The following is a 22,662-nucleotide window of genomic DNA, read 5'->3' on the forward strand; positions in this document are numbered from 1 at the left end:
CGCGTGGGAAATGCACAGTCCATGGCATCGGTGTACGCTGGCCCCTCGTGACTGACGACACCCGGTCTCCCGAAGAGACCCGGTCGCCCAAGCGCTGGCTCATCGGAGAACCACTGCCCTCCGACAAGCTCGAGGGACAACTGCTCCCCAAGCACTTGGCGCTTCCGATCTTCGCGAGCGACCCGCTCTCGTCGGTGGCGTATGCGCCGCAGGAGCTGCTGCTGATCCTGCTGATCGGCGGCCTGTCGTTCCTGGCCTTCACCCCGTGGGTCGCCGGGGCGGTCGTGCTGCTGCTGATCGTCGTGGTGACCTCGTACCGGCTGCTCATCAAGGCGTACCCGAGCGGCGGCGGCGACTACGAGGTCGCGAGCAAGAACCTCGGCGAGAAGGCCGGCCTGGTCGTGGCCTCGGCCCTGCTCGTCGACTACATCATGACCGTCGCCGTCTCGGTGGCCTCCGGCGTCGACAACATCATCTCGGCCCTGCCGATGCTCAACAACTTCCGCGTCGAGATGGCCGTGGCGTTCATCGTGATCCTCGCGGCGGTCAACCTGCGCGGAGTGCGTGAGTCGAGCAAGGCCTTCGCGGTGCCCACCTACCTCTTCATCGGCAGCATCGCCGTCATGATCGTCGTCGCTCTTGTGCGCACCGCGCTCGGCGACGCCCCGGTCGCCGAGACGGCGGGCTACGCGATCAAGGGGCAGTCGATCGCGCAGGCCGCGGTCGTGCTGCTGCTGCTGCGCGCCTTCTCGAGCGGATGCTCCGCCCTGACCGGCGTCGAGGCGATCTCGAACGGCGTCCAGGCCTTCCGCCGTCCCAAGATCCAGAACGCCCAGAAGACCCTCGTGGCCATGGGCGGGATCGCGATCGTCCTGTTCGTCGGCCTCATCTCGGTCGCCCTCATCTCGGGCGTGCACTACGTCGAGGACGCCTGCAACCTGGTCGGCTTCCAGAACTGCGCGACCACCCCCCAGCGCAGCCTGATCGCGCAGATCGCCGCGGCCGTCTTCGGCAACAACTCGATCCCCTTCTTCATCGTGCAGGCCGCGACCGCCGCCGTGCTGCTGCTCGCCGCGAACACCGCCTTCAACGGCTTCCCCCTGCTCGGCTCGGTCCTGGCGACCGACCGCTACGCGCCCAAGTCGCTCGCCACCCGCGGCGACCGCCTGATCTACTCCAACGGCGTCATCGCGCTGGCCATCACGGCCGCCGTGATCCTCGTGGTGTACCGCGCCAACGTGACGGCGCTGATCCAGCTCTACATCATCGGGGTGTTCGTCTCCTTCACCCTCGGCCAGACCGGAATGATCCGGCACTGGCAGCGGCTGCTGCGCGAGGGCACCGGCAGCCTGAGACGAGGGCAGGTGCGCACCTACCTCGTCATCAACAGCTTCGGCGCGTTCATGACCTTCTCGGTGCTCGTCATCGTCACGATCACCAAGTTCACCCACGGGGCGTGGCTGGTCTTCGTGATCATGCCGATCCTGTTCACGCTGATGCTCGGGGTGAACCGGTACTACCGCGACGTCGACCGCGAGATCGAGGCGGATGCCACCACCCGCTTCGGCGCCGAGCGCGACCACGCGGTCGTGCTGGTCGGCAAGCTCAACAAGCCGGTCCTGAAGGCGCTCGACTACGCGATCGCGGCCCGGCACGAGAGCATCGAGGCGATCCACGTCTCGATCGACGACGCCGCGACCGACGAACTCGAGCGGCAGTGGGACGCGCACAACATCAAGATCCCGCTGCGGGTGCTCGACTCGCCCTACCGCGACATCAGCGTGCCGCTGATCAAGTACATCAAGGCCTGTCGCGCCACCAACGGCTCCGAGGTCGTCACGGTGTACACCCCGCAGTTCATCGTGGGGCACTGGTGGGAGAACCTGCTGCACAACCACAAGGCGCGACGCATCCGTCACAAGCTGATGCTCGTGCACGGCGTGATGATCGCGCTCGTGCCGTGGCTGCTCGACTCGTCCGACCTGATCTACGGTCGCCGTTCGCGACCCCTGCCCGGTCAGGACCGCCGCGGCGAACCGCGCCGGCCCGTGCAACGGCGTGCCATGCCGCCGGCCGCCATCAAGGAAGCGCGCGCCGAAGCCGCGCGGAGTCGTGCCGCAAGCAATGCGGGTGCGGGCGGCACCAAGACCGCCACGAAGACCGCGACGAAGCCGACAGCGAGGGCAGTGGACGCGAGCACGGCCCCGAAGCCGCCCCGTGCCACGGCGACGAAAGCAGCGGCCCCGGCGGCCGGCTCTCCGAAGACCCCGGCGTCGAAGACCCCCCGGCAGGGCTGACCGCAGGGCCCACCGCCCCGCCTACCGCGCCGGCCAGTGCCAGGGTGGCTCGTCGAGCATCCCCTGACCGAGCAGCACCGTCTCGCCGTACTGCTTCTCGAGCCGGTGCACGAGCGCGCCCCGTGCGGCGAGCGCGGTGACCAGTTCGGTCGAGTGCGACACGACGATCAGCTGCGAGCGCGCCGCCGCGTCGGCGATCAGCTCGGCGAGCGGCCCGAGCAGCGAGGGGTGCAGGCTCGTCTCCGGTTCGTTGAGCACGAGCAGCTCGGCCGGACGCTCGCTGAGCAGCGCCGCCACCCAGAGCAGGTAGCGCAGGGTGCCGTCCGAGAGCTCCTCGACCTTGAGCGGTCGCAGCAGCCCGGGCTGGGTCAGCAGCAGGGCGAAGCGACCGCCGCGATCCTCCACCCCGATACGGCTGCCCGGGAACGCGCGGTCGATCGCGACGTGCAGCCGCGCGTCGCCGCCCTGTTCGACGATCGTGCGCAGGGCGGCGGCGAGATCGGATCCATCGGCGGCCAGCACGGGCGTGCGCGTGCCGACCACCGAGGAGCGGGCGGGCGCCGACTCGTCGGTGCGGACGTGGTCGTAGAAGCGCCAGCCGCGCAGCGAGTCGCGCAGGGCGAGCAGTTCCGGCGCGAGCAGCGGATCGCCGACCTCGGACAGCATGCTCGCCCAGGCCGGAATGCTGCGTTCGAAGACGGTCCAGCCCGTCTCGCTGCGCAACCGCACGCTCGGCCCGCGGCGCTCGCTCAGCCGCGATCCGGCGCGGAGCACCGTCCCGCTCCACACGCTCTCGGCCTTGATCTCGGGGTCGCGCCCGAACATCGAGCTGCGGGCCGGCTGCGGCAGGCCGAAGTCGATGGCATAGCCGAAGTCCTCGCCCGCGAACCCGAGCCGCAGCGAGACCGGCCCCGCCCGCACGGTTCCCTGAGCCGGACCGCCCTCCTTCACCGCCCGCCCGATGGTCTCGGGGCCGGCCCAGAGCGTCGAGGGCAGGCCGCCCTCCCGCGCCAGGGCCGCCACGGCGCCGTCCCGTCCGGCCGCCGCGAGCAGCCGTAGGGCGCGGTAGAGGCTGGACTTCCCGCTGCCGTTCGCCCCCGTGACGACCGTCACCGCCTCGAGCGGAACGACCAGCCGTCGCAGCGAGCGGTACCCCTCGACGGCGAGCGTGCGCAGCATCCGGATGTCGCCGCTAGCGCTGTTCGAGCGAGCTCAGTGTCGCCACGACCTGCCGGGCGATGGTGCGGCCGGCCCGGTTCGCCCCGATCGTGGACGCGGTGGGCCCGTACCCCGCGAAGAACACCCGCGCGTTGCGCCACGACGCTCCGCCCCCGACGCCGATGCCGCCCTCCTTCTCGCGCAGCTTGAGCGGCGCGAGGTGACGCAACTCGGGCCGGAAGCCCGTCGACCAGATGATGGCATCGGCGTGCTGGAACGAGCCGTCGGACCAGCGGACCCCGTCGGCCTCGACCGAGGCGAACATCGGTCGCGCGCGCAGCAGCCCGCGGTCGATGGCGGCCTGGATGCGCCGCGAGCGCGGCACCCCGGTCGTCGAGACGATACTCGGCAGGGCGCGCCCCTCGCGCGCGGCCGCATCCTGCAGCGCCACGGCCGAGACGCCCGCCTCGATGTTGAGCTCCTGGTCCTCGAGGAAGACGATCGGCCGCCGGGCGACCCAGGTCAGCGACTTCGCGACGTTCTCGAGCTCCATCAGGAAGCCGATCGCGCTCGTGCCACCGCCCACGATCACGACGTCCTTGTCGGCGAACTCGGCGGCGTCGACGTAGTCGGTGGTGTGCAGGTGGCGACCGCGGAAGTCGTTCATGCCGGGGTACCAGGGCACGAACGGCGAGCCCCAGGTGCCCGTCGCGTTGACCAGCACCTTCGCGGTCACCTCGCGCGGCCCGTGCTCACCCTCGAAATGCACGATGAAGCCGTCGAGCGTCGACTCGACCTTGGTGACGTTGGCGGGCCGGACCACCTGGAGGTCGAAGTGCTCCTCGTAACGGCGGTAGAAATCCGACACGACATCGCGGGCCGGAGCGTGCCGGTCGGCCGTGTCGAAGCTGACGCCGAGCTCCTCCATGCCGGGCAGGTCGTTGACGCGGTGGGCATAGCCGAGCCGCAGGGCCTCCCACCGGAACTGCCAGGCGCCTCCGGTGCCGGGGCCGCGATCGAGCACCACGAAGTCGTTGCCCGGATCCAGCCCCAAACGACGCAGGTAGTACGCGACCGAGAGGCCCGCCTGTCCCGCGCCGATCACGACCACGGACGTGTCGGTGGTGCGATCGGTCACGCGTCAACGTTACTCGGAAGCCCGACAGGCGCCCGGCGGTTCCCTCACCGACTGGCGTAGCATCGCCCTGGGGCGGGACCGGCCGGATGCCGCGCAGATGCTGCGTGGTAGACTTCCGCGCAGTCTTTCACCCTGTTCCGCATCCTGATTCATGAGGGGGTCACGCATGGGGCGCGGCCGTCAAAAGGCGAAGCACACGAAGGTCGCACGCGACCTGAAGTACTTCAGCCCAGACACCAATTACGGTGCACTTCAGCAGGAGCTCTCCTCGGGAGATCCGCGTCTCGAGGAGGACCTCGAGAAGTGGCCCGAGTATTCGGCGTACGCGAGCGCGCTCGACGACGATGACGAAAAAGAGAACGAGTCCAAGAGCGCCTGACCGAGCGCCGAGCTCTCGCGGGCGTCGTCTGCCCGCGAACCCGAGCTAGCCGGCGAAGTCGCCGACGAGCCTGACGGCCCCGCCGTCGACGCCCTTGGCGCCCTGCTCGAATCCGCTCAGCTCGTGCTCGCCGACCGTCACCCTCCCGGCGACCCAGGCCGGCAGCCCGGCGGCGGTGAGCGCATGCGTCACCGAACTGGCGGCGCCCTGCGCGACGACGGCGATCATCCCGACCCCGAGGTTCCAGGTGCCCTCGGTGTCGGCGAGCGAGATCCCGCCCAGCTCGGCGAGCACGCGGAACACCGGCTGCGGACTCCAGGTGGAGCGATCGAGCTCGACCCACGAGCCGCGCGGCAGCACGCGGGCCAGGTTGGCGGCGATCCCGCCCCCCGTGATGTGGCTGAGGGCGTGCACCGCACCCGGGAGATCGTCGATGACCCGCAGCAGGGGAGCCGTGTAGAGCCGGGTGGGCTCGAGCAGCACCTCGCCGACGACCCCGCCGAGTTCGGCCGAGGTGTCGCCGTAGCCGATCCCGCGGGTGCTGAGGATGTGACGCACGAGCGAGAAACCGTTGCTGTGCAGCCCGCTCGAGGCGATCGCGACCACGACGTCGCCGTGTTCGACGCGCTCGGGGCCGAGCACCGCATCCGCCTCGACGGCGCCGACCGCCGCGCCGGCGACGTCGTAGTCGTCCGGGCCGAGGAGTCCGGGGTGCTCGGCGGTCTCGCCGCCGACCAGCGCCGTCCCGGTCGCCGCGCAGGCCGCCGCGATGCCGCCGACGATCGCCGCGATCCGCTCGGGCACGACCTTGCCGCAGGCGATGTAGTCGGTCATGAAGAGCGGCTTGGCGCCGACCACGACGATGTCGTCGACGACCATGCCGACGAGATCCTGTCCGATGGTGTCGTGCTTGTCGAGGGCCTGAGCGATGGCGACCTTGGTGCCGACGCCGTCCGTGCTCGTCGCCAGCAGCGGGCGCGAGAAGCCCGTCAGGAAGGAGACGTCGAACAGTCCGGCGAATCCGCCGACCCCGCCGAGGACCTCCGGGCCGTGGGTGCGCGTGACCGCGGACTTCATCAACTCGACCGCGAGATCACCGGCCGCCGTGTCGACTCCGGCTTGGGCGTAGCTGTTCGAGGGGCCCGTCACGGCTCCAGGGTACCGGGGCGTACCCTGGCCGCGTGCACGCCGGACCGCTGGGCCGTCCCCGGTGGGAGGTCGTCGAAGACGCCTCCCGCGACGTGCTCGTCGCGCTCTACCTGCGGGACGCCCTCGGCATCGTCGACCCGAGCGGTCTGCCCCGCATGCTCGGCACGGGCCTGCCCGAGGTCGACCCACCCGAGCCCTCCATCGCCTTCGCCTGGACCCGTTGGTGGATCCCGCTCATCGAGCCCGACGCCCGCAGCTGGGGTCTTCCCGAAGGGGACGAGGCCGGCACCGACGCCTTCTCGGCGGCGGTGCGCCGGCACCTCGACAGCGCCCGCGCCTGGGCGATGGTCGCCCACGAGCAGCACAACGGGAGTTCCATCGCCCGGATGCAGCGCGCTCCCGACGTCACGATCCAGGAGCTGGTGCACGAGCAGGAGGTCGCGCTCGGGCGGGCATCCCGGCCGTTCCGGCTGCGCATCGAGGTGCTCCCGCTCGCGGCATCCGGCATCTGGTGGATCGGCGAGGACGTGATCGCGGTCGACGAGGCGACCCGCGACGAGCCGATCCTCTACCGCGACGCCCTGGCGCCGATCGTCGCGGCGCTGGTCTGAGTCGGCGGCTGGCCAGCGGGGGTGCCCGGGCGCAGGCCGACCGCCGGCAGGATCACACCGTCGATGACCGAGAGCACGAACGCGCGGTCGACCGGCTCGCCCAGCATGAGCGTGCGGTGCGTCGCCATCGCGCCGCCGATCTGGGAGACCAGCTCGACGTCGACATCCGCCGGGATCTCGCCCCGCTCGATGGCCCGTCTGAGGAAGACCCGGTTGGCGCTCGCACGCGGCTCGATGACCGCAGCACGCACACTGTCGGCGAGCTCCGGATGCCGCGACAGCATCGACACGAGGCCGGCCATCACCTGCAGCTTCTTGGCCGCGCTCTCGACGGAGTGCGGCTTGATCATGGCGACGAGGTCGCCGCGCAGCGTCCCGGTGTCGGGGAGCGCGTCGAAGTCGATGTCTGCCGACTTCATGCACGCGACGGCGTCGATCACGAGCTCGCTCTTGGACGCCCAGCGCCGGTAGACGGTCGCCTTGCCCGCCTTGGCGCGCGCCGCGACCATGTCGATGGTCATCCCGTCGTAGCCGGTCTCGGCCAGCACCTTGAGCGTGGCGTCGAGGATCTCGGAGTCGCGCGTCAGATCTCGCTTGCGCCCCAGCTTGGGGGTGGCGTCGAGCTGCGTCATCGCGGCATCTCCCATTCCCTGTCGTGTCGATGATATCCGACGACACGGAACTCGTCGGTTCAGGAACTGTTCATTTCCGAAACTCCACAGTACCGTATATAGTCTCCTTCATGCTTGACAACTCCTCGACCACCCCGGCGAACTCCCGCCGCTGGTGGACTCTCGCCATCGTCGCGCTCGCCCAGCTCATGGTCGTGCTCGACTCCACCGTCGTGAACATCGCCCTCCCGTCCGCCCAGGCCGACCTCGGCTTCAGCAACGGCGATCGGCAGTGGATCATCACCGCGTACTCGCTCGCGTTCGGCAGCCTGCTGCTGCTCGGTGGGCGAATCTCCGACCTGATCGGGCGCAAGCGCGCCTTCGTCATCGGCCTCGTGGGCTTCGCCCTCGCCTCCGCCCTCGGTGGCGCGGCAGGAACCTTCGGGCTGCTCGTCGGCGCCCGCGCGCTGCAGGGCGCGTTCGGCGCACTGCTGGCCCCGACCGCTCTCGCCGTACTGACCACGACCTTCACGGTTCCGAGGGAGCGCGCCCGCGCGTTCGGCATCTTCGGTGCCATCGCGGGCGGCGGCGGCGCCATCGGCCTACTGCTCGGCGGCTACCTCACCCAGGATGTCGGCTGGCGCTGGAACCTCTACATCAACGTGGCGATCGCCATCATCGCGATCGCCGGCGCGGCCTTCGTCGTCCCGCCGATCGCGCGCAGCGGACCGCGGCCCAAGCTCGACATCCCGGGCACGATCCTGGTCTCCGCCGCTCTGTTCGCCCTGGTCTACGGGTTCTCGAACGCCGAGAGCGACAGCTGGGGCTCACCGCTCACCTGGGGCATGCTGACGGCGTCCGGCATCCTGCTCATCGCCTTCGTGCTCTGGCAGCGGCGTGCCGCGCACCCCCTGCTCCCCCTGTCGATCGTGCTCGATCGCAACCGGGGCGCCGCCTACGCGTCGATCCTGATCGCCGGCGCGAGCATGTTCGGGATCTTCCTGTTCGTGACCTACTACCTGCAGACCTCGCTCAAGTTCACCCCGATCAACACCGGGCTGGCCTTCCTGCCCATGATCGGGATGCTGGTGCTCGCCGCCCAGCTCGGCACCAACATCCTCGTGCCCCGCTTCGGCCCGAAGATCCTGGTCCCGATCGGCATGAGCCTCGGCACCGTCGGGATGCTCATGCTCACCCGGCTCGAACTGACCAGCAGCTATGCGGCCGACGTGCTGCCGGCACTGCTGGTGCTCGGCGCGGCGATGGGTACGATCATGCCGGCCTCGATGCAGACCGCGACGCTGGGCGTCGACCGGCACTTCGCCGGGGTCGCCTCGGCGATGACCAACACCAGCCAGCAGGTCGGCGGCTCGATCGGCACCGCGCTGCTCAACACGCTCGCCGCCACCGCCGCGACCGACTACGTCGCCTCGCACCTGCCGCCCACGTCCACCGTCGCGGCCGAGGCCGCCGTGCACGGCTACGCGGCCGCGTACGGCTGGGGCGCCGGGTTCTTCGCCTTCGGTGCCGTGCTGGCCGCGCTGCTGTTCCGCCGGCGCAGTCAGGGGCTGTCGCTCGCGCACGCCGCGGCGGCGCCCGCGACGACCGCGGGCGAGCCGGAGCCGGTCATCGCCCACTGAGGCGGCCCGGCGAGGGAGCACCTCGTATGGGAAGATGGGGCGTACTCGGTCGAGTGCGCCCCATCGAACTTCCGGGAGCCATCCGCCCCATGTGCGGCATCGTCGGCATCGTCTCTTCGAGTCCCGTCAACCAGCAGGTCTACGACGCGCTCGCCCTGCTGCAACACCGCGGACAGGACTCGACGGGCATCGCCACCTCCGACGGCAGCATCATCCACATGCAGAAGGCCAAGGGCCAGGTGCGCGAGGCCTACCGCACGCGCGACATGCGCAGTCTGCTCGGCACCATGGGCCTCGGCCACGTGCGCTACGCGACCCGGGGCGACGCCAACAAGGAGCAGGAGGCGCAGCCGTTCTACGTGAACGCGCCCTACGGCATCGTGCTCGTGCACAACGGCAACCTCACCAACACCCGCGAGCTGACCGAGGCGCTGTTCCACATCGACCGGCGCCACCTCAACACGAGCTCCGACACCGAGCTGCTCGTCAACGTGCTCGCGCACGAGTTGCAGTCGCAGGTGCGCGGCACCGACCTCGACCCCGATCAGGTGTTCGACGCGATCTCGACGCTCCACGAGCGGGTCGAGGGCTCGTACGCCGCGATCGCCCTCATCGCGGGGCAGGGGCTGCTGGCGTTCCGCGACCCGTTCGGCATCCGCCCCCTCGTCCTGGGCAAGCGCACGAGCGGCCTGGTGGGCACCGAGTGGGTCGTGGCGAGCGAGTCGCTCGTGCTCGAGAGCGGCGGCTACGAGGTCGTGCGCGACGTGGCCCCGGGCGAAGCGATCTTCATCGCCCGCAACGGCGAGATGTTCTCGCGGCAGTGCGCCAAGAACCCCGTGCTCATCCCCTGCTCGTTCGAGTACGTGTATCTGGCGCGCCCCGACTCGATCATGAACGGGATCTCGGTGTACGACGCCCGGCTGCGACTCGGCGACCGCCTGGCCGACACGATCGCGAAGTACACCCCGTCGGGAGCCATCGACGTGGTCATGCCGATCCCCGACTCGTCGCGCCCGGCCGCGATGCAGGTCGCCCAGAAGCTCGGCATCGAGTACCGCGAGGGCTTCTACAAGAACCGCTACGTCGGCCGCACCTTCATCATGCCCGGGCAGGAGCAGCGCACCAAGAGCGTCAAGCAGAAGCTCAACGCGATGGGCTCCGAGTTCCGCGGCAAGAACGTGCTGATCGTCGACGACTCGATCGTGCGCGGGACGACCTCGCGTGAGATCGTCGACATGGCCCGTCAGGCCGGCGCCAACTCGGTCACCTTCACCTCGGCGGCGCCGCCCGTGCGCTACCCGCACGTCTACGGGATCAACATGCCCAGTCGCGCAGAACTGGTCGCCTCGGGCCGCAAGATCCCCGAGATCGCGACCGAGCTCGGCGCCGACTACCTGATCTACCAGGAGGTCGCCGACATGCAGGCGGCGATCCTCGAGGGCTCCGACATCGAGCGCCTCGAGATGAGCTGCTTCACGGGCGACTACGTGACCGGCACGGTCACGCCCGAGTACCTCGCCTGGGTCGAGGCGAATCAGCTGAGCTGAGCCGCGCGACGGCTGAGCGCCGGGGCGTCGGGCCTCAGGCCTCGGGGGGACCCACCTGTTCGCGCTCGGCCGCGACGATGCGCGAGCGGCGCACCGAGCGGCGGTCGAGCAGCAGTCCGACGATCGCGCCCAGCACCACCCCGGCGGGAACGCCGTAGAAGCAGAAGTACCCGTAGGTGGCCGCGAATCCGATCTTCGGGTCGGCAGGGGCCAGACCCGTGACGATCAGGGTCACGATGGCGCCGACGACCGCCCCCAGCAGCAGGAACACCGGCAGCCGCGGCGCGCGGCGCACTCGCACCTGTGTCGCGGACTCGGCGAGGCTCGGCTGGGGGGTGGTCACCCGTCCATTGTCGCCGATCCGCCGGGGCTCCGCGGCCGAGTGGTCCGGCATCCGCCTCACTCACCCGCATCCGCCCCGCGGTCAGGCGCGCCAGGACAGCGGAAGCACCTCACGCAGATCCGCGCGCTGACCGGATGCCGCGACCGCCGCCCCCGCGACCGCCTCGTCCCACCGCAGCGAGCCCGTGGCGAGCGCGATCCAGGTCGCGGCATCCGTCTCGATGACGTTGGGAGGAGTCCCGCGGGTGTGCCGCGGCCCCTCGATCGCCTGCACGGCACCCCACGGCGGCACGCGCACCTCGACGGTGTGCCCCTCGAAATCGGAGGCGAGCACCTCGAGCAGGTAGCGCACCGCGAGCGCCACCGTGTCTCGGTCGCCGGCTCCGGCGATCACCGCGTCGACGGCGGCCGAGCCGGCGGGCGGGTCGATCCTGCGGCGGACGCTCATGCGCGATCGCCCCGTCGAAGCTCGTCCATCCGGTCACGCTACCGCCGGTAGCCTGTGACCGTGAGAATCCTCGTCCTCGGCTCCGGCGCCCGGGAGCACGCGATCGTGGTGGCCCTGCTGCGCGAGGACGCGGGGCACGAGATCGTCGCGGCTCCGGGCAATGCGGGCATCGCAGCCGAGCCCGGCGTCGAGACCGTCGGGCTCGACGCCTCGAACGGACGGCTCGTGGCCGGCTACGCCGCCGACAACGGGATCGACCTCGTGGTGATCGGCCCCGAGGCCCCCCTCGTCGCGGGCGTCGCGGACGCGCTGCGGGCGAAGGACATCCCGGTGTTCGGACCGGGCAAGGCGGCCGCGGCGCTGGAAGGCTCCAAGGCGTTCGCGAAACGCATCATGGATGCCGCGGGCGTGCCGACCGGTCGCGCCCACCGTGCCTCCACCATCGAGCAGGTCGAGGCCGCTCTCGACGCGCTCGGCGCTCCGCACGTCGTCAAGGCAGACGGTCTGGCCGCGGGCAAGGGCGTTCTGGTCACCGACGACCGCGCCGCCGCACTCGCCCACGCCGAGCACTACCTCCAGCAGGGCGAGGTGCTCGTCGAGGAGTTCCTCGGCGGGCAGGAGGTGTCGCTGTTCTTCCTCGCCGACGGCCACGACGTCGTCCCGCTCAGCCCCGCACAGGACTACAAGCGGGCCGGCGACGGCGACACCGGCCCGAACACCGGCGGCATGGGCGCGTACTCGCCGCTGCCATGGCTCAACGACCGCTGGGGCAGCGAGGCGTCGTTCGTCGACGAGGTGCTCGACACCGTCGCCCTGCCGACGGTGCGCGCGCTCGAGGCCGAGGGCACGCCCTTCATCGGACTGCTGTACTGCGGCCTGATCGTGACGCCGCACGGCATCCGCGTCATCGAGTTCAACGCGCGCTTCGGCGATCCCGAGACGCAGGTCGTGCTGCCCCGGCTCGAGACCCCGCTGTCGGGGCTGCTGCTGGCGGCCGCGACCGGCGGCCTCGGGCGCCTGCCGTATCCGACGTTCTCCGACGACGTCACGGTCGTCGTCGTCCTGGCGAGCGAGGGCTACCCCGACGCCCCGATCACCGGGCGGGTCATCACCGGACTGGATGCCGCGGCGGCCGTGCCCGGAGTGACCGTGCTGCACGCCGCCACCGCCCTCGCCGAGGGCCGCTTCGTCGCCACCGGCGGCCGGGTGCTCGGCGTCGTGGCGCGCGCAACCGACTTCGGCGCCGCGCGCGACGCCGCCTACGAGAGCCTGAGCCGCATCCAGCTGGAGGGCTCGCATTACCGGCACGACATCGCAGAACGGGTGGCACGATGAGGTGGGCACGATGATCACACAGGCCGGAGGGGTCCCGCGCGGCGACGCACGACTCGAGGCGCTGCACTGGACGCACGTGTACTCGGGCAAGGTGCGCGACCTGTACACCTCGGAGGCGGCGCCCGGCCGCGTGCTGGTCGTGGCATCCGATCGGGTGAGCGCCTTCGACCACCTGCTCGAGCCCGGGATCCCCGGCAAGGGCGCCCACCTGACCCAGCTGAGCCTGTGGTGGTTCGGCCGCCTCGGCATGCGCAACCATCTCGCCGCGGCGCACCCCTCGCTCGGCGAGCACCTGCCCCCCGGCATCGCCGAGCGGGCGATGCTCGTGCACGAGCTCGACATGCACCCCATCGAGGCGGTCGTGCGCGCCTACCTCGTCGGCTCGGGCTGGCTGGAGTACCAGCAGACCCAGAGCGTGTGCGGCATCCCCCTGCCCGCGGGGCTCGGCAACGGCGACCGACTGCCCGAGCCGATCTACACGCCCGCCTTCAAGGCGCCGCTCGGCGAGCACGACGAGAACATCAGCTTCGACCGCACCGTCGAGCTGCTCGGAGCCGAGACCGCGGCCGCGATCCGCGACGCCAGCCTGACGATCTTCCGCACCGCTGCGGCGATCGCCGAGCAGCGCGGTCTGATCCTTGCCGACACGAAGTTCGAGTTCGGCAGCGACCCCGCCACGGGCGAGCTGACGCTGGCCGACGAGGTGCTCACGAGCGACTCGAGCCGCTACTGGGACGCCGAGACGTATGCCGCTGGCGGCATCCACCGTCTCGACAGCTTCGACAAGCAGATCGTGCGCGACTGGCTCGCGGCGAACTGGGACAAGACGGGCACTCCGCCCGAGCTGCCGGCCGAGATCGTCGAGCGCACCGCTGCACGGTACGAGGAGTTGATCGAGAGGCTCACGGCGTGACGCCCTGGCTGATCCGCGCCGTCGACTGGGACGATCCCGGCGGGGAGCAGCTTCGCACGGCGCAGCAGCGCGAGGTCAACGCGGTCTTCTACCCGGACTACGACGACACCGAGCCGGGGCCGAAGCCGACCGCGAGCGACATGCTCGTGTTCTACGTGGCGTTCGTCGGCGACACGGCCGTCGCCTGCGGCGGGCTGCGGCAGCTCGGCCACGCGCACGGCGAGGTGAAGCGGATGTACGTCGATCCCGCCTACCGGGGGCGCGGCCTCTCGGGCGAGATCCTGCGCACCCTCGAGGCCGACGCCGTCGGACGGGGCTGGACGCGCCTCCTGCTCGAGACGGGCGACCGGATGACTCCGGCCCAGCGCTTCTACGAGCGCGAGGGCTACGCGCGGATCGCGCCGTACGGCCACTACGTCGACTCGCCGCTCTCGGTCTGTTACGAGAAGGTGCTCGCGGCCTGAGGCTCGGCGAGCGGATGCGGTGCCCGGGCTCTGCGTGCCCGGCGCGGCGCCGCGGGTCGGCCCGCGCGACTCAGCGCGCGGACTCCAGCCGCGCCGCCAGGGGCTCGAGCAGCTCGGCCAAGCGAGTCAGCCGCTCGTCGTCGAGGTCGCCGAGAAGTGGCACCCGCACGTTCGCCTGCTGCAGGGGCGCCAGGCGCCGCACCGCCGTCACCCCCGCCTCGCTGAGCACGATCTGCTGACCCCGCCCGTCGCCTGCCGCGCGCTCGCGCGTGACCCACCCCGACTCCTCCATGCTCCGAACGGCATGACTCAGCCGGCTCGGGCTGATCCGGGCCGCCTCGGCGAGCGCACCCGCCCGCAGCCGCCGCCCGGGAGCCTCATAGAGGGCCGCGAGCAGCACGTAGTAGACGTGCGGCATGCCGGCGTCGCGCTGGGTCTGACGCTCCAACTCGGCGCCGAGCAGGTGGGTCACGGAGGCGAGGGCGCGCCAGGCCCGGTTGCCCGCGTCGCTCAGGTGCTCGGCCACGACATCCTCTCCGTCTGTTCGGAATATTTGAACTCTCAACTACATTAAACCCATCATGATCGAACAACTGGCCGCCGACACCGCCATGGGTGCCGTGACTCTCAACGTCGCCGACCTCGACGCGATGACCGCCTACTACCGCGACGGCGTCGGCCTCGAACTGCTGTCGGCCGACGGCTCCCGCGCCGTGCTCGGCCGGACCGCGCCCGAGGGAGGGGGGCGCGAGATCGTCATCCTCGAGCAGACGCCTGGGCTGCGCCACGCGGCGCCGCACGAGGCCGGGCTGTTCCACACCGCGATCCTGTTCGACAGCGAGGCCGCCCTCGCCGCCGCGGTCTACTCCGTGGCCCGGATGCTCCCCGGCTCGTTCACGGGATCGAGCGACCATCTGGTGAGCAAGGCCTTCTACTTCGACGACCCCGAGGGCAACGGCGTCGAGCTGTACTGGGACCGCGACCGCAGCGCCTGGAGCTGGACCCACGGACAGATCGAGATGAGCACGCTCTACCTCGACCCGAACGCCTTCCTGCAGCAGAACCTCACCGAGCAGGGCCTCGCGGGTGCCGGTTGGGGCGACGCCCGGGTCGGCCACGTGCACCTCTCGGTCGGTGACATCGCCTCGGCACGCGAGTTCTACGTCGACCGGCTCGGCTGGGATTCGACGATCGAGCTGCCCGGCCAAGCCCTCTTCGTGAGCGCGGGCAAGTACCACCACCACATGGCGATGAACATCTGGAACAGCCGCGGCGCCGGTCGGCGCCAGCGCACGCTCGGCCTCGGACGGGTCGACATCGTGGTCCCGACTGCCGACGACCTCGGCGCCCTCGACGAGCGGATGGGGCACTACGGCCTCGCGACGCGCAACGACGGCAGGACCGTGAGCGTCGACGACCCCTGGGGCAACCTGATCCGCGTCGAGGCCGCCCGCGCCTGAGGACGAAACGCGCCGACACCCCGTCGCTCGGCGCATGATGGACGGATGCGACCCCGCCGCCTGATCGCGAGCGCGACCGCCATCGCGCTGCTCGCCGTCGTGCTGGCGGGCTGCGTGTCGCGCCCCACCACGCCGCGCGCCGTCGCGCCCCAACCGCACACCGCTGCGCCGAGCACCGCCGTCGTCACGGGGTTCCAGCCGTCGTGGGGCGACCCCGTCAACCTGGATGCCAGCAAGACCGGCATGAGCACGGTCGCGGTCTCGGGCATCGACATCGCGAGCGACGGGGCATCCGTGACGGCACCGACGCCCGCCGTTCTGGCCCAACTGGCCCACGCCCACCGGCTCGGCCTCAAGGCCGAGGTGCTGCTGCTCAACATCGACGGCGGCAGGTTCAGCGACACGGTCGCCGCCGCGATGCTCGGCACCGCGGCGAATCGCGAGTCGGCGGCCGCCTCGCTCGCCGCCGTCGTGAAGTCCGGGGGCTGGGACGGCGTCATGTTCGACCTCGAGTCGCTGAGCGCGTCCGAGGCGCCCGGGCTCACGGCGTTCGCGGCGGCCCTGCGGCGTGCGGTCGGTCCCGCGGTGCACCTGGATGCCGCCATCCAGCCCTCGACGACCCCCGGCGGCTACCTGCGCCAGGGCTACGACGTCGCGGGGCTGTTGCGGTCGCTCGACCGGCTCACGGTCATGGCCTACGACCAGCACGGCACCTTCGACCCGACCGACCCCGGGCCGGTCGGGTCGCTGAACTGGCAGAAGAAGGTGCTCGACGCGCTGCTCATCACGGCTCAACCCGGGCAGATCGACCTCGGCGTGGCCGGCTACGGCTACCGCTGGGCGAGCGACGGCACGCACACGGTCGGCGACCATCGCGCGCGCCGTCTCGTCGAGGCCGACGGCTCGATCGCGCGCTTCGACCAGGGCACGGGGGAGTGGACGGCGACCCTGAAAGACGGTCAGGTGTTCTGGTGGGCCGACACGCGATCGATCGCGTTGCGCGTCGCCCTCGCCGAGCGCCTCGGGCTCCACGGCGTCGCGGTCTGGTCGCTCGCGCTCTCCGACCCGCTGACGACACAGTCACTGGCCACGCCGTCGCCCACCGCGACCGGGTGAGGGCCCGGCGCTGGACCCGTCGCTAGACTCGCGCCGTGAGCCGCGTCCCCGCCCTCCTGCTCGCGCCGATCGTGCTGCGCCAGGCCGCCCGATTGCGGGCGAGCGTGCCGCAGCTTCCGGAGGCGCGCGGCGCGCACGACGGACTCGTCGGCGCCCGGGGACGTGCCGGGGCCGGAGCGGGCGCAGATGCAGCTGTCGGCGTCGGCTCAGGGGTCGGCGCCGGGGTCGGACATCCGCTGCGGGTGCTCGTGGTCGGCGACTCCACCGCGGTCGGAACCGGGGTGACGACCCTCGACGACGCCATTCCGGGACGGCTGGCCCGGCTGCTCAGCGATCGGGGCGCCGTCGCGTGGCGCGCCGTCGGGCGCAGCGGGGCGACCGCTCGCGAGGTGCTCGAGGGGTTCGCCGATGCCGCCGTCGCGGCGCACTTCGACCTCGGCGTCGTGCTGGTCGGGTGGAACGACGCCATGCGATTGCGGCCGGCGTCCGAGTTCGCCCGCGCGCTGGGCGCCCTGCTCGATCGCCTGCACGCCGGGTCTCCCGAGGCCCGGCTCATCGTCGTCGCGCCGCCCGGGTTCGGCCGCTTCGCGGCGCTCCCGAACCCCGTGCGCTGGGTGCTCGGCCGGCACGCCAACGGGTTGACCCGGCGTGCGGGGCGCGTCGCCCGCGAGCACGGGGCCGCGACGGCCTCCGGGTTCGACGGTCGGTCGGTCGCGTCCGACGGCTTCCACCCCGACGCGGCCGGGTACCAGGCGCTCGCCGAGGGGATCGTCGCGGCGTTCCGCGCGAGGCCGTGACGGTCGACGCGGCGACCCTCGCGCGCGGGCTCGCGCAGGGGCTCCGGCGGGAGCCCGCCCAGAAGAGCACCCCGGCATCCGGGCGCACCCTGCTCGGCCTGGTCGGGCCGCCCGGGGTCGGCAAGTCCACCGTCGCCGCGGCCCTCCGGCACGAACTCGAGCTCATCGACCTGCCCGCCGCGGTGCTTCCGATGGACGGGTTCCACCTGCCGCAGGCGCGCCTCGTCGAACTCGGACGCCGTGGCCGCATGGGCGCCCCCGACACCTTCGACGTGGAGGGGTTCGTGCGGGTGCTTCAGCGGCTCCGCGGGGAGCCGGGCACGGTGTCGGCACCCGGATTCGACCGCGCGATCGAGGAACCGGTTCCGGATGCGCTGGCGATCGGCTGCGACATCCGGATCGTCATCGTCGAAGGCAACTACCTGCTGCACGACCGGGACGGCTGGGATCGGGTCGCGGGGCTGCTCGACCCGATCTGGTACCTCGACGCCGACCCGGCGCTGCGCCGCGCCCGGCTGCTGGACCGCCACGTCGCGTACGGCAAGACCCCCGAGGAGGCCGAGCTCTGGGTCGACGAGGTCGACGAGCCCAACGCCCGCCTGATCGCCGAGGGCCGACAGCGGGCGACCGCGACCGTCTCGGTAGACTGAGGGCATCCACCCACCCGAGCCCCGGGGAGTCGCACGTGTCCACCATCGTCGTCGAGGTCATGCCCAAGGCGGAACTGCTCGACCCCGCAGGCAAGGCCGTCGCCGGAGCCCTCGCCCGGCTCGGCAAGTCGGAGTTCACCGCCGTCCGCATCGGCAAGCGCTTCGAGCTGACCGTCGACGGCGAGGTCACGGATGCCGTGCTCGCCGAAGCGCAGAAACTCGCCGACGACATGCTCAGCAACTCGGTCATCGAAGACGTCGTGCGGGTCTACGTCGCCGAGACGACCGCGGCCGGGTCCGCCTCATGAGGATCGGCGTCGTCACCTTCCCCGGTTCGCTCGACGACCGCGATGCTCAGCGCGCCGTGCGACGGGCCGGTGGCGAGGCCGTCGCACTGTGGCACGGCGATCATGAGCTGCAGGGCGTCGACGCCATCGTGCTGCCCGGCGGCTTCAGCTACGGCGACTACCTGCGCTGCGGCGCCATCGCGGCCCGCTCGCCGATCATGGCCGAGGTCATCGCCGCCGCCAACGCGGGGATGCCGGTGCTCGGCATCTGCAACGGCTTCCAGATCCTCGTCGAGGCGCACCTGCTGCCCGGAGGGCTGATCCGCAACGACCACGGCGACTTCGTCTGCCGCGACCAGAAGCTGCGGGTCGAGAACGCGTCGACCGCCTGGACCAACGGATTCACGGTCGGCCAGGAGATCACCATCCCGCTGAAGAACGCCGAGGGCGGCTTCATCGTCGATGCCGAGACGCTCAAGCGGATCGAGGGTGAGGGTCTGGTCGCGTTCCGCTACCTCGACGTCAACCCGAACGGCTCGCTCGACGACATCGCGGGGCTGACCAACGCGCGCGGCAACGTGGTCGGGCTGATGCCGCATCCGGAGCACGCCACCGAGCCCGGCTTCGGGCCCGACACCCCCGACGCCATGCGCTCCGGCGTCGACGGGTTGACCTTCTTCACGAGCGTGCTGCACGGGGCCCTCGCCCGCGCCTGACCCGCGGCCGCGCGCCGCCCCGCCGCGCCCCACCCCCACCGCGCCCCACCGCACCCCACCCCCACCGCGCCACCCCGCCGAAACTCCCCGAATCGACCTTCCGGCGGCGGTGAAGGTCGATTCGGGGAGTCTCGATGCGCGGTTGTGCATGGTGAGGCCCGCCCGCCGGCCGAGCGGGCCACGATCTCTGGATGCCGCGCATCATCCTGCCGCCCACCCTGCGGTCAACCGCGTTCCGCACCCGCGATGCACACGGCCACGGGATCGGCGAAGGACGCTTGCGCGGAGCCGACCTCCTGCGCCCCTTTCACGGCATCCGGGTCGAGGCGTCGGCCGAGGAATCACTCGGCCGGCATCGCGCCTGCGCTCCGCTGTTGCGAGAGGGCGAACGCTTCAGCCATACGAGTGCCGCTGAACTCTGGAACCTGCCCCTCCCGCCCGGCGATCACCCGATCCATCTCACGGTCCGTCCGCCGCGTAACGCGACTCGCACGACCGGCGTTCAGGGCCATGTCTCGGCATGGGGCGCTCAGGTGCTGCGTGACGGGCTCCCGGTGTCCGATCCGGCCACGCTGTTCTGCGAATGCGCCTCGCTGCTGTCGCTGCCCGACCTCGTCGCTCTCGGAGATGCGATCGTGCTCGACCCGGTGGTCCTCGATCCGGGCGAGGTGAGACCGCACCTCGCTCTCGCCGAGCTGAGGACTGCCGTGCGAGCGTTCCGTGGACGCGGATGCCGGCGCAGCCGCGCCGCGATCGCCCTGGTCAGGCAGGGGGCCGAGTCGCGCCCCGAGACCTTGCTGCGCGTGCTTCTCGTCGGAGCGGGCCTGCCCGAGCCCAAGGTCAACGCCGAGGTGCGCAGCCGCGCGGGTCGGATCCTGGGCCGGGCCGATCTGGTCTACCGAGAGGCGCGGGTCATCGTCGAGTACGACGGCGACCAGCACCGCACGAGCACCCGGCAATACGAGATCGACATGACGCGGATCGACGGATTCGTCGCGGACGAGTGGCGCGTCATCCGGGTGCGGTCGCGGGGGCTCTTCGCGACCCCGGATGCGACGGTCGACCGGGTGCGATCGGCACTGAGACTCCCCGAATCGACCTTCGCGCGGCGGTGAGGGTCGATTCGGGGAGTCTCGGCGCCGTGGGGCGGGCGCAGGCCCACGCGGGGCCCCGGGAGCCCCCGGGAGGGCGGCTCGATAGACTGAAACCCGACCTTCCCGCGAATGGAGCCCCGGCCCGCGTGTCCGACACCACCGCCACCCCCGTCCCCGCCGCACCGGCCGTCCCCGCCGCATCGGGCGCCGCCGCACCGGGCACCGTCGACTCCGTCGCGAACGCCGCCGCGACGCCCGAGCGCGAGCAGCCCTACGCCGCCCTGGGCCTCAAGACCGAGGAGTACCAGAGCATCCGCGAGCTGCTCGGCCGGCGCCCCACGAGCGGCGAGCTCGCGATGTACTCCGTGATGTGGAGCGAGCACTGCTCCTACAAGAGCTCCAAGGTCTGGCTGCGCCAGTTCGGGCAGAAGGTCAGCCCCGAGATGACCAAGAACCTCATGGTCGGCATGGGCGAGAACGCCGGGGTCGTGGATGTCGGCGAGGGCTGGGCGGTCACCTTCAAGATCGAGAGCCACAACCACCCGAGCTACATCGAGCCGTTCCAGGGTGCCGCGACCGGTGTCGGCGGCATCGTGCGCGACATCATCTCGATGGGCGCGCGCCCCGTCGCCGTCATGGACGCCCTGCGCTTCGGCGCGATCGACGACCGCGACACGGCCCGCGTCGTTCCCGGCGTCGTGAGCGGCATCAGCTTCTACGCCAACTGCCTCGGGCTGCCCAACATCGGCGGCGAGACCTGGTTCGACCCGATCTACCAGGCGAACCCGCTGGTCAACGCCCTCGCGGTGGGCGTGCTGCGGCACGAGGACCTGCATCTGGCGAACGCCCGCGGCGCGGGCAACAAGGTCGTGCTGTTCGGGGCGCGCACCGGCGGGGACGGGATCGGCGGGGCATCCATTCTCGCCTCCGACACCTTCAGCGCGGGCGGGCCGACCAAGCGGCCGGCGGTGCAGGTGGGCGACCCCTTCGCCGAGAAGGTGCTCATCGAGTGCTGCCTCGAGCTGTTCGCGGGGGATCTGGTGCAGGGCATCCAGGATCTCGGCGCGGCCGGCATCTCGTGCGCCACCTCCGAGCTCGCCAGCAACGGCGACGGCGGCATGGCGATCGAGCTGGACCGCGTGCTGTTGCGCGATCCCTCGCTCACGGCGGAGGAGATCCTCATGTCCGAGAGCCAGGAGCGCATGATGGCGATCGTCGAGCCGGGCAAGCTCGACGCCTTCCTCGCCGTGACCGGCAAGTGGGATGTCGAGACCAGCGTGCTCGGCGAGGTCACCGAGACCGGCCGCCTGGCCATCACCTGGCGCGGCGAGACGATCGTCGACGTCGACCCGCGCACGGTCGCCGTCGACGGCCCCGTGTACGACCGGCCGCTGGCCTACCCGTCCTGGCTCAACGCGGTGCGCGCCAACTCGGCCTCCGAGCTGCCGCGGCCCTCCGAGGGGCCCGCTCTGCGCGCGCAGCTGCTCGAGCTGATCGGCAGCGCCAACCTGGCCGACAAGAGCTGGATCACCGACCAGTACGACCGGTACGTGCTCGGCAACACGGCACTGAGCTACCCGGATGACGGCGGCATGATCCGCGTCGACGAGACGTCCGGACTCGGCGTCGCCTTCGCGACCGACGCGAACGGGCGCTACGCCTACCTCGACCCCTACGTCGGAGCGCAGCTCGCCCTCGCCGAGGCGTACCGCAACGTCGCCGCCACGGGCGCGACCCCGGTCGCGGTCAGCGACTGCCTCAACTTCGGCTCGCCCGAGAACCCCGAGGTCATGTGGCAGTTCTCGCAGGCCGTCGAAGGCCTCGCCGACGGCTGCCTCGAGCTCGGCATCCCGGTCACGGGCGGCAACGTGAGCTTCTACAACCAGACGGGCGACGTGCCGATCCACCCGACCCCCGTCGTCGCCGTGATGGGCACGATCGACGACGTCGCACGCCGCGTGCCGTCGGGCTGGCAGGACCCGGGCGACAACCTGTACCTGCTGGGCACGACCGCGCTCGAGCTCGACGGCTCGGCCTGGGCCGGGGTCGTGCACGGGCACCTCGGCGGTCGCCCGCCGGCCGTCGACCTGAGCCGTGAGAAGGAGCTCGGCGAGCTGCTCGCCGCGGCCGCCCACGAGGGACTCTTCAACGCCGCGCACGACCTCGCCGACGGCGGACTCGCGGCGGCGTTCAGCGAGGGCGTGCTGCGATTCGGCGTCGGCGCGCGCATCTGGCTCGGCGAGCTGTGCGCCCGGGACGGGGTGGATGTCGCGACCGCCCTCTTCAGCGAATCGACCGGACGCGTGCTCGTCGCCGTGCCGCGCGAAGAGGACGTGAAGTTCACCAGACTCTGCGAGGGCCGCGGCTACCCCGTGCTGCGGGTCGGCGTGACCGACAGCGAGCCGCTGCTCGAGGTGCAGGACCTGTTCTCGGTTCCCCTCGACGAGCTGCGCGGCACCTGGGCTCGTCCGCTCGCCGCGCACTTCGGCGCGACGATCTGATCGAATGAC

At 71.5% G+C, this 22,662-nt stretch carries 23 protein-coding genes; 16 read left to right on the forward strand and 7 right to left on the reverse strand.

What is annotated here, in order from left to right; genetic code table 11:
• The first annotated feature begins 47 nt into the window (after window positions 1-47).
• A complete protein-coding gene (locus ACFPJ4_RS07900) occupies window positions 48-2,297 on the forward strand; it encodes an APC family permease (protein ID WP_386739861.1) in 2,250 nt (749 codons plus the stop codon).
• 21 nt (window positions 2,298-2,318) lie between these two features.
• Here ACFPJ4_RS07900 and ACFPJ4_RS07905 read toward each other — a convergent pair whose 3' ends face one another.
• Together ACFPJ4_RS07905 and ACFPJ4_RS07910 are read right to left on the reverse strand one after the other, a co-directional pair.
• Window positions 2,319-3,476: an AAA family ATPase gene (locus ACFPJ4_RS07905; protein ID WP_386739862.1), complete on the reverse strand. Its 1,158-nt coding sequence runs from the start codon at window positions 3,474-3,476 to the stop codon at window positions 2,319-2,321.
• Window positions 3,477-3,489: 13 nt separating this feature from the next.
• Window positions 3,490-4,593: an FAD-dependent oxidoreductase gene (locus ACFPJ4_RS07910; RefSeq protein ID WP_386739863.1), complete on the reverse strand. Its 1,104-nt coding sequence runs from the start codon at window positions 4,591-4,593 to the stop codon at window positions 3,490-3,492.
• Window positions 4,594-4,759: 166 nt separating this feature from the next.
• Here ACFPJ4_RS07910 and ACFPJ4_RS07915 point away from each other — a divergent pair, with 166 nt between their 5' ends.
• A complete protein-coding gene (locus ACFPJ4_RS07915; protein WP_386739864.1) occupies window positions 4,760-4,972 on the forward strand; it encodes a DUF3073 domain-containing protein in 213 nt (70 codons plus the stop codon).
• 45 nt (window positions 4,973-5,017) lie between these two features.
• Here the strand turns inward: ACFPJ4_RS07915 and purM are convergent, their stop codons facing one another.
• Window positions 5,018-6,121, reverse strand: coding sequence for a phosphoribosylformylglycinamidine cyclo-ligase (gene purM / locus ACFPJ4_RS07920; protein WP_386739865.1), 1,104 nt, complete (start codon window positions 6,119-6,121; stop codon window positions 5,018-5,020).
• A 32-nt stretch (window positions 6,122-6,153) separates the two neighbouring features.
• Between purM and ACFPJ4_RS07925 the strand changes: the two genes are divergently transcribed.
• The gene (locus tag ACFPJ4_RS07925; RefSeq protein ID WP_386739866.1) at window positions 6,154-6,732 is read left to right on the forward strand and encodes a hypothetical protein; all 579 of its coding nucleotides are present in this window, start codon (window positions 6,154-6,156) and stop codon (window positions 6,730-6,732) included.
• On the opposite strand, the gene ACFPJ4_RS07930 is transcribed toward ACFPJ4_RS07925, so the two are convergent.
• Entirely contained in the window at window positions 6,690-7,364 is a 675-nt protein-coding gene (locus ACFPJ4_RS07930; RefSeq protein WP_386739867.1) for a TetR/AcrR family transcriptional regulator, read from the reverse strand. The genes ACFPJ4_RS07925 and ACFPJ4_RS07930 overlap by 43 nt on opposite strands.
• Before the next feature lie 110 nt (window positions 7,365-7,474).
• Between ACFPJ4_RS07930 and ACFPJ4_RS07935 the strand changes: the two genes are divergently transcribed.
• Together ACFPJ4_RS07935 and purF are read left to right on the forward strand one after the other, a co-directional pair.
• Complete coding sequence (locus ACFPJ4_RS07935; protein ID WP_386739868.1) at window positions 7,475-8,983, forward strand: MFS transporter; 1,509 nt, start codon at window positions 7,475-7,477, stop codon at window positions 8,981-8,983.
• A gap of 89 nt (window positions 8,984-9,072) precedes the next feature.
• Window positions 9,073-10,530: an amidophosphoribosyltransferase gene (gene purF / locus ACFPJ4_RS07940; protein WP_386740614.1), complete on the forward strand. Its 1,458-nt coding sequence runs from the start codon at window positions 9,073-9,075 to the stop codon at window positions 10,528-10,530.
• Between the two features lie 34 nt (window positions 10,531-10,564).
• Here purF and ACFPJ4_RS07945 read toward each other — a convergent pair whose 3' ends face one another.
• Both ACFPJ4_RS07945 and ACFPJ4_RS07950 read right to left on the reverse strand, forming a co-directional pair.
• Window positions 10,565-10,873, reverse strand: coding sequence for a hypothetical protein (locus ACFPJ4_RS07945; RefSeq protein ID WP_386739869.1), 309 nt, complete (start codon window positions 10,871-10,873; stop codon window positions 10,565-10,567).
• Window positions 10,874-10,954: 81 nt separating this feature from the next.
• Complete coding sequence (locus tag ACFPJ4_RS07950; RefSeq protein ID WP_386739870.1) at window positions 10,955-11,320, reverse strand: sterol carrier family protein; 366 nt, start codon at window positions 11,318-11,320, stop codon at window positions 10,955-10,957.
• 60 nt (window positions 11,321-11,380) lie between these two features.
• Here ACFPJ4_RS07950 and purD point away from each other — a divergent pair, with 60 nt between their 5' ends.
• Genes purD through ACFPJ4_RS07965 form a run of 3 tightly spaced genes read left to right on the forward strand, consistent with a single transcriptional unit; the run spans window position 11,381 to window position 14,032 of the window.
• Window positions 11,381-12,655 (forward strand): phosphoribosylamine--glycine ligase, encoded by a 1,275-nt coding sequence (purD, locus tag ACFPJ4_RS07955; RefSeq protein ID WP_386739871.1) that lies wholly within the window; start codon window positions 11,381-11,383, stop codon window positions 12,653-12,655.
• A 10-nt stretch (window positions 12,656-12,665) separates the two neighbouring features.
• On the forward strand, window positions 12,666-13,568 hold the full coding sequence (locus ACFPJ4_RS07960) for a phosphoribosylaminoimidazolesuccinocarboxamide synthase (protein WP_386739872.1): 903 nt from the start codon (window positions 12,666-12,668) through the stop codon (window positions 13,566-13,568).
• Window positions 13,565-14,032, forward strand: coding sequence for a GNAT family N-acetyltransferase (locus ACFPJ4_RS07965; RefSeq protein ID WP_386739873.1), 468 nt, complete (start codon window positions 13,565-13,567; stop codon window positions 14,030-14,032). The genes ACFPJ4_RS07960 and ACFPJ4_RS07965 overlap by 4 nt, the downstream gene beginning before the upstream one ends.
• A 70-nt stretch (window positions 14,033-14,102) precedes the next feature.
• On the opposite strand, the gene ACFPJ4_RS07970 is transcribed toward ACFPJ4_RS07965, so the two are convergent.
• Window positions 14,103-14,558, reverse strand: a complete 456-nt coding sequence (locus ACFPJ4_RS07970; protein WP_386739874.1) for a MarR family winged helix-turn-helix transcriptional regulator — start codon at window positions 14,556-14,558, stop codon at window positions 14,103-14,105.
• Between the two features lie 55 nt (window positions 14,559-14,613).
• On the opposite strand from ACFPJ4_RS07970, the gene ACFPJ4_RS07975 reads away from it, so the two are divergent.
• From ACFPJ4_RS07975 to purL, 8 genes are all read left to right on the forward strand, one after another.
• Window positions 14,614-15,492 (forward strand): VOC family protein, encoded by an 879-nt coding sequence (locus ACFPJ4_RS07975; protein WP_386739875.1) that lies wholly within the window; start codon window positions 14,614-14,616, stop codon window positions 15,490-15,492.
• A 45-nt stretch (window positions 15,493-15,537) separates the two neighbouring features.
• The gene (locus tag ACFPJ4_RS07980) at window positions 15,538-16,608 is read left to right on the forward strand and encodes a glycosyl hydrolase family 18 protein (protein WP_386739876.1); all 1,071 of its coding nucleotides are present in this window, start codon (window positions 15,538-15,540) and stop codon (window positions 16,606-16,608) included.
• A gap of 35 nt (window positions 16,609-16,643) precedes the next feature.
• Complete coding sequence (locus ACFPJ4_RS07985) at window positions 16,644-17,405, forward strand: SGNH/GDSL hydrolase family protein (RefSeq protein ID WP_386739877.1); 762 nt, start codon at window positions 16,644-16,646, stop codon at window positions 17,403-17,405.
• Window positions 17,402-18,055: a nucleoside/nucleotide kinase family protein gene (locus ACFPJ4_RS07990; RefSeq protein ID WP_386739878.1), complete on the forward strand. Its 654-nt coding sequence runs from the start codon at window positions 17,402-17,404 to the stop codon at window positions 18,053-18,055. Before ACFPJ4_RS07985 ends, ACFPJ4_RS07990 begins: the two co-directional genes overlap by 4 nt.
• 35 nt (window positions 18,056-18,090) lie before the next feature.
• Window positions 18,091-18,363 (forward strand): phosphoribosylformylglycinamidine synthase subunit PurS, encoded by a 273-nt coding sequence (gene purS, locus ACFPJ4_RS07995; RefSeq protein ID WP_386739879.1) that lies wholly within the window; start codon window positions 18,091-18,093, stop codon window positions 18,361-18,363.
• Window positions 18,360-19,058, forward strand: a complete 699-nt coding sequence (purQ, locus tag ACFPJ4_RS08000) for a phosphoribosylformylglycinamidine synthase subunit PurQ (RefSeq protein ID WP_386739880.1) — start codon at window positions 18,360-18,362, stop codon at window positions 19,056-19,058. The genes purS and purQ overlap by 4 nt, the downstream gene beginning before the upstream one ends.
• Window positions 19,059-19,249: 191 nt before the next feature.
• Window positions 19,250-20,173, forward strand: coding sequence for an endonuclease domain-containing protein (locus ACFPJ4_RS08005; RefSeq protein WP_386739881.1), 924 nt, complete (start codon window positions 19,250-19,252; stop codon window positions 20,171-20,173).
• Window positions 20,174-20,298: 125 nt separating this feature from the next.
• On the forward strand, window positions 20,299-22,653 hold the full coding sequence (gene purL, locus ACFPJ4_RS08010) for a phosphoribosylformylglycinamidine synthase subunit PurL (RefSeq protein ID WP_386739882.1): 2,355 nt from the start codon (window positions 20,299-20,301) through the stop codon (window positions 22,651-22,653).
• Window positions 22,654-22,662: the final 9 nt, after the last annotated feature.

The organism is Lysinimonas soli, assembly GCF_042655435.1.
GTDB classification, from domain to species: Bacteria; Actinomycetota; Actinomycetes; order Actinomycetales; family Microbacteriaceae; genus Lysinimonas; species Lysinimonas soli.